We start from the raw sequence: 6665 nt of genomic DNA on the forward strand, positions 1-6665 counted from the left end.
GCCGGCGCGCCGCGCGGCCTGGCTCGCGGCCGAAATGCTCGCCCTTCAAGCCGATCACACCACCGGCGATCCGCTGCTTCTGGCCATGGCCGAAACCCTGGCGCGCTGCGTGGCGCAAGGTGCGCCCGATGCCGGCCCGGCGCCCGACACGCGGCTCGATCGCTTTGCCCAACTGGTAGAGGTGCACTTTCGCAGCCACCGCGATCTAGCGTTCTATGCCAGCGCGCTCGGCACCACGCCGCGCACCCTCTCGCGCCTCACCGCGGCGCGGCTGGGCTGTTCCCCCATGGACGTGGTCCATCGCCGTCTGGCGCGCGAGGCGCATCGCCTGCTGCGCTATACCAACGCCACCGCCGCGCAGGTGGCCGCCGAGCTGGGCTTTGAAGATCCCTCGTACTTCTCGCGCTTCTACTTGCGCCTCACCGGCCGCCGCCCGGCGCAGGATCGCGCCGGCGCCACGCAATCGGCCTTGCAAGGCGTGGGTGAGCCGCTATGAAATCTTCACAACCGTGAAATAGCGCAAGGGAGAGGCCCCGTGGCCCATATCAAGACCACCCATGTCGGCAGCCTGCCGCGGGGCGAGGAACTTACGCCGCTGCTGCTCGCCCGCGATGCCGGCAAGCCTTATGACGCTGCCGATTTCGACGCCAAGGTCGGCGCGGCAGTGAAGGATGCCGTACGCCACCAGGTGGACGCGGGCGTGTCGATCGTCAGTGATGGCGAACTGGGCAAGGTGGGCTATTCCACTTACATGATCGAGCGGCTGTCAGGCTTTGGCGGGCATATCGATCGCAAGCCGGCGGCTGACCTGGCCGAAGTGCCGGGCCTGGCCAAGAAGCTTTCGGCCATCATGGGTTCCCAGGAATTCGTCCGCGCCTCGTGCATCGGGCCGGTCAAGCTGGTCACGCTCGAACCGCTGCACGACGATATCCGCCGCTTCCGCGCCGCGCTCGACGCCCATGGTGGGCCCGATACGCAGGGCTTCATGAACGCGGCCTCGCCGGGCCTGATCACCGCGTTCCAGGTCAACCGCCACTATCCCAGCCACGAGGCCTATCTGGCTGACCTGGCCGATGCCATGCGCGAGGAATACGAGACGATCGTCAACGCCGGGTTCTTCCTGCAACTCGACTGCCCCGATCTCGCCATGTCGCGCCATACCGGCTACCAGGACATGAGCGAGGCGGACTTCCTGAAAGTGGCCGCCGCCAATGTCGAGGCGCTCAATGCCGCCACGGCCAACATTCCGCCCGAAAAGATGCGCATGCACGTGTGCTGGGGCAATTACGAAGGCCCGCACGATCACGATATTCCGCTTGAACGGGTGATCGATATCGTCCTCAAGGCGCGGCCTTCCACCGTGCTGTTCGAGGCGGCCAATCCCCGCCACGAGCATGAATGGAAAGTCTGGGCCGATGCCAAGGTGCCCGATACCAAGGTGTTGGCGCCCGGCCTGATCGACACCTGCTCCAACTATATCGAGCATCCCGAACTGGTCGCCCAGCGCATCGAGCGCTTTGCCGCCATCGTCGGCCCCGATCGCGTTGTGGCCAGCACCGATTGCGGCTTTGGCACCTTTGCCGGCTATGGCAAGATCGATCCGATCGTCACCTGGCGCAAGCTCAAGTCCCTGCGCGAGGGCGCCGATATCGCCGGAGCGCGCCTGTGAGCGGCGCCGTGACCGAAGACGAGCGCCGCGCGATCGAGGCCGATTGCGCCCGCCTCATCGCGCTCTACGCCAACCTCAACGACGAGGCACGCTGGGAAGAGGCCGCCGCGCTCTATGCCCCCGATGGGCTGATGACGCGGCCGACCGCACCCGATGCGCCGATTGTGGGGCAAGACGCGATCCTCGCCGCCTTCCGCGCCCGCCCGCCGCGCACCACCCGGCACGTGTGCAGCAACGTGGTGATCGACGTGGAAAGCGCCGACACCGCGCGCGGCACCAGCGCCATGCTGCTGTTCACCGGCGCGCCCGCTCCGCTGGTCGGCTCGTTCCACGATCGCTTCGTGCGCACCCCCCAAGGCTGGCGCTTTTCCGAAAGACGCGGCACCCTCCTCTTCCAACCCTAACCACAAACAAAAAGCCCCCCCCTCGTCAGGGGGGGGGGTTGGGGTTGGTGCAAAGCCAAGCGCAAACGCCAACTCCGCCCCGAACAAAGGACCACCCCACCCATGGCCTCTGCCCCGTCAACCTCTGCCCCGGTCAAATCGGCGCTGCGCACGCTCGACGTGATCGAATTCGTCGTGGCCCATGCCGGCGGCGTGGTGGCGCAGGACGTGGCGCAGGCGCTGGGCATTCCGGTGTCGAGCCTGTCCTACCTGCTCGCCACGCTGGTAGAGCGGCAATACCTGGCGCGGGAAGGGCGGCGCTACCTGCCCGGTCCCGGGCTGGAGCGGCTGCGCGTCGCCCCGGCGGCGCTGCCCCTGGCCGACCGCATGGCCCCGCTGGTCCGCGCGCTCAAGGTGGAGCTCAACGAAACCGCCAGCTTCATGGTCCGCGTCGGCTGGGAAGTGGAAGCCGTGGTGACCGAGGCGAGCGACCAGACCCTGCGCTATGCCATCGAACCGGGCGCGCGCCGCCCGCTGCACTGCCTGGCGGCGGGCAAAGTGATCCTCGCCTGGCTGTCAGACGCAGACCTGCACCGCTACTTCGCCGAAAGCACGCGCCTCGCCATGACCGAACACACCCGCGTCCGCGACGAAGACCTGCGCGCCGACCTCGCCCGCATCCGCGAGGAGGGCATCAGCACCGCCTGCCACGAAGCCACCCTGGGCATCTGCGGCACCGCCGTGCCAGTGCTGAGCGACGGCCAGATGGTCGGCGTGCTGAGCGTGGCCGTGCCGGAAGTGCGCTTTGACGAAGCGCTGGCGGCGCGGGTGCGGAGTGCGCTTAAGCGGGCGGCGGGGGCGGTGGGGTGATTATTGAACAATATCGTTTTCCGAGCATAATTCGTTGATTGAATACTGCTATGCTAAATATAGCAGCTGGAGGATACCATCGCGATTATCCCCTTACTGCTACCAAAGTCCTGACCCTGGGGCCGTTACGAGTTGACGTTTGGCGCGTGGTTTTGACTGTAAATGTGTGATTGAGACTTGCGTTTGAGCTTGTCTCAAGGGATGTATAGATCACAAATACCGAAGGAAGTGAGTGAGCTGTCGGGATCGGAGGGGGGCGTGATTAAATCGATTACGTTAAAAAATTTTCGCGGATTCCGTGATCATACAGTCGAACTAAATTCGTTTTGTCTGCTAATTGGTCCTAATAACGCCGGAAAAACAACGATAGTAGAGGCCTTGAGGATAGTTTCAGCCGCACTTGCAAGGTCATCATCAGCGAATTTTTCTACCGCCCCGCAGTTGATAGGCCCAGATGTAACAGGGCCCGTATATCGATTTTCTCTGGATACATTGGATATTGAAAGTAGAGGTCTTCATTATAATTATCAATCTGGAGATCCAGCAATAATTAAATTGCGATATAATAATAATTGCCAGGTTGTAGTTGCCGTAGGAGAGGGGTTGGCTGATGCATATTGCCAACTGTTACTTCCTGGTGAGAAGAAAATACACTCACAAGCCCAGGCTAGAAAATCCAACTTTCGGCAAATATTTGTCATGCCCCCAGTTGGAGCGTTGCTTGTCGAGGAGACTCATAGAGACAAGCGCTACCTTAAAAAGCATATCAATGGTTACCTGTCATATCGACACATTCGAAATCAAATGATGGATATGCCTGTTGAATTCGAGCGATTTAAGGATTTACTCACTGAAACATGGAGTACAAGTTTGCAAGTGGGTAATATAGAGTGCGGGACAGGGAAAAGTCAAAGTCACTATTCTCTCACAATACGTGATGGTCCATTTGTTAGCGAAATGGCTTTGGTTGGCTCCGGCTTGCAGGCTTGGATTCAAACTACATGGTTTCTTGCTAGGGTTGGTTCGGGGTCGATCATAATACTCGATGAACCTGACGTATATCTTCATGCTGATTTGCAAAAAAAGCTTATTAAGCTACTTGCTGCAGAAAGATATCATCAGACAATTGTTGCAACACATTCGCTGGAAATGATTGCAGATGTTGCTCCATCGGAGATAATTCTCGTTTCGAAAAGAGCGGCACGCTCCCGTGCGCTTTCATCAAGTGAGCAGGCCCAAAGTGTGGTTGAGGCTATTGGAACTAACCTCAACATACAGTTGTCAAAAGTGGCGGTATCTGGAAAAATAATTTTCGTTGAGGGGAAAGATTATGGATTTTTAGATCAGATTGCGTTTAAAATGGGGAATGTATTTTACGATAAATTCGCAAAAATTCCGCATTTTTCGGTCGGTGGCATGAATAATTGGCCCCGTGCTGCTATGGCTTCACGTGCGTTCCATGATACTTCATCAGGCAAAGTCGAGGGGGTCATGTTCATAGACAGAGACTATAAATGTGATCAAATTTTTGAGGAAATTGTCAAAAATTCCGAAAAAGACTATCTAAGAATGCACGTTTGGTCCAAAAAAGAAATAGAAAATTATTTTTTGGATGAAAAAATCATTCATGCTTATTTATCTAGGGAAAATGATAAAGTTCAATTCGAAATTGTTAAAGATATCGTTGATGGCGTAATAAAAGAATTGTCGGAAGATATAGAAATTCTGATTGCTGACAGCCTTCAAAAGGCGGATCGGAAGCTTGCACTTCCAACGGCAGTGGATTTAGCAAAATCTATTGTTAAGGAGCGTATTTCGCAGGGAAACCCTTGGAAGGATATCGTTAGTGGTAAGAAGGCTATATCTATGATTTCAGAGCGTTGCCAGGATAAGTGGGGCATGCAGATATCGCCTATGAGTCTTTGCCGGCATATGAAGCTGGAACAGGTCGATGCCGAACTCAGGAAGGCGATAGAATCATTAGTCTAAGCTTTCCCATCAGTTGTGTGAATGCCAAATGGTCGCTAAGGCTTTAACCTTCTAAAACTTCCGCGTAACCCCAAACGCCAGCTCCAAATCCGGCGTATCCCTATTCAGCCCAGCCACCGCCTGCACATCGAGTTGCAGCATCTTCGCCGGCTGCACGTCGAACGATAGCGCCGCGCGGCTCATCGTGGCGTGGCGTTCCGGGTCCTGGTCGCGCAGGAATTGCAGTTCCGGGGTCAGGCGCACGGTCTTGGACAGGTGCACCTGTACGCCCATCGCCGTGCCATAGGCGAGGTGGCGGCCCTGGCCGCTTTCGTTCACCGCCGCGTCCACTTCGGGGGAGAGTTCCAGCGAAACCGTGTCGTTGATCTTGTAGCTGGTCGGCACGATCAGCCCGGCGCTCCAGTCGCCCGCGCCCACTTGGGCATGGCCGGTGGGGAGCGTGACGAACGGCAGCGCCGCGATGGCAAGGCCGGTCTTGCCTTCGGCGGGATGGCGCAGGTTCTGCTTCACGCCCAGCGTCACGTCGCCCACGCCCTGCGCGGTGTCGATGCTGCCGGTGGGGATGTCGCGGGTGCGCACGTGGCCGAATGCCGTCCAGCCCAGCCGCAGTTCGGTCGTGGGGGTTACGCCATAGCGCAGCAGCACGTCGCCGCTGGTGATAGTGTCGGTGCGCTGGTCGGCCTGGCGGTCCAGCGTCCAGTCGCCCAGGCCCACTTCCACCTGCAGCCGGCCGGGATCGACCGTGCAGGCCGGAGTGTTGAGGCCCGGCCGGTCGCTGCACAGGTCGCGCAGCGTGGGGTGGTGCGTGCTGTCCTGCGCCACTTCATCGGGCGTGCCGGTGTCTTGTGCGGCGGCCGGCGTGGCGGCGAGCGCCACGGCGGCAATGATCCATGCTCTCATGCTGTGCCCCTGTTGTTACGGGGGCAACGTGTCTGCGTCGGCGCCGTTCCTCAGCGTGGCGGCAGCACCGGCGCCTGGCGGGCATGGGCGGCCTGTTCGAAGGCATAGCCATAGGCGAGCAGCCGGGCATCGTCCCACGCCGTGCCCACGAATGAGAGGCCCACCGGCAGCCCGGATACCGCGCCCATCGGCACGGTGAGGTGGGGATAGCCGGCCACCGCCGCCAGCCCGCCCGCGCCGCCGCCGACGAAATTGTCTTTCAGCACCGGGTCGATCAGCCAGGCTGGGCCCAGCGTGGGGGCGACCAGCGCGGTCACGTGGTTGTCGGCCAGCATGCGGTCGATCCCTTCGGGGCCGGCCTTGGCCTTCGCCTCGGCCGCGGCCTTGATATAGGCGGGATCGGCCAGGCCCTTGGTCTTGTCCGCCTCTTCAAAATAGTCCTGGCCGAACAGCGCCAGTTCCTGCGCCGCATGCGCACGGTTGAACGCGATCAGATCGGCCAGGGTGCGGCTGGGCACTTTGGCCGGATCGGTGGAGGCGAGGTAGGTGGCCATGTCGGCCTTGAGTTCGGTGGAGAGCACCAGTTGCTCGCGCTCGCCCACGCCATCGGTGGCGGGCGGCGGTGCCTTGATCTCCACCAGCGTGGCGCCGGCGGCGCGCAGCGTGGCCAGCGCGCGCTCGAACAGGGCATCGGTTTCGGGATGGAACCCGGCGGCAAAGCGCATCACGCCGATGCGCGCGCCTTTCAGGGCATCGGGCGTGAGGCCACGGGTGAAATCATGGCCCAGGCTGTCGGCCCGCGCCGTGGCGGGATCGGCCGGGTCGCTGCCGGCCATGCCGCCCAGCAGCAGCGC

At 60.5% G+C, this 6665-nt stretch carries 7 protein-coding genes; 5 read left to right on the forward strand and 2 right to left on the reverse strand.

Annotation, left to right across the window (positions count from 1 at the left end):
• The 5 genes from H926_RS25010 to H926_RS31420 form a co-directional block, all read left to right on the forward strand.
• Nucleotides 1-496: helix-turn-helix domain-containing protein (locus H926_RS25010; RefSeq protein ID WP_022674687.1), on the forward strand; the 496-nt coding region annotated here is incomplete at its 5' end.
• Nucleotides 497-535: 39 nt separating this feature from the next.
• Nucleotides 536-1669, forward strand: a complete 1134-nt coding sequence (locus H926_RS0101280) for a cobalamin-independent methionine synthase II family protein (protein ID WP_022674688.1) — start codon at nucleotides 536-538, stop codon at nucleotides 1667-1669.
• Nucleotides 1666-2073: a nuclear transport factor 2 family protein gene (locus tag H926_RS0101285; protein ID WP_022674689.1), complete on the forward strand. Its 408-nt coding sequence runs from the start codon at nucleotides 1666-1668 to the stop codon at nucleotides 2071-2073. The genes H926_RS0101280 and H926_RS0101285 overlap by 4 nt, the downstream gene beginning before the upstream one ends.
• Nucleotides 2074-2175: 102 nt before the next feature.
• Complete coding sequence (locus H926_RS0101290; protein WP_022674690.1) at nucleotides 2176-2922, forward strand: IclR family transcriptional regulator; 747 nt, start codon at nucleotides 2176-2178, stop codon at nucleotides 2920-2922.
• A 258-nt stretch (nucleotides 2923-3180) separates the two neighbouring features.
• Entirely contained in the window at nucleotides 3181-4911 is a 1731-nt protein-coding gene (locus H926_RS31420) for an ATP-dependent endonuclease (RefSeq protein WP_169041251.1), read from the forward strand.
• A gap of 51 nt (nucleotides 4912-4962) precedes the next feature.
• On the opposite strand, the gene H926_RS0101305 is transcribed toward H926_RS31420, so the two are convergent.
• Both H926_RS0101305 and H926_RS25015 read right to left on the reverse strand, forming a co-directional pair.
• Entirely contained in the window at nucleotides 4963-5811 is an 849-nt protein-coding gene (locus H926_RS0101305; protein ID WP_022674693.1) for a transporter, read from the reverse strand.
• A gap of 50 nt (nucleotides 5812-5861) precedes the next feature.
• A partial coding sequence (locus H926_RS25015) for an amidase family protein (RefSeq protein ID WP_022674694.1) occupies nucleotides 5862-6665 on the reverse strand: 804 nt, incomplete at its 5' end.

It is taken from the genome of Novosphingobium sp. B-7, assembly GCF_000410615.1.
Lineage (GTDB): Bacteria > Pseudomonadota > Alphaproteobacteria > Sphingomonadales > Sphingomonadaceae > Novosphingobium > Novosphingobium capsulatum.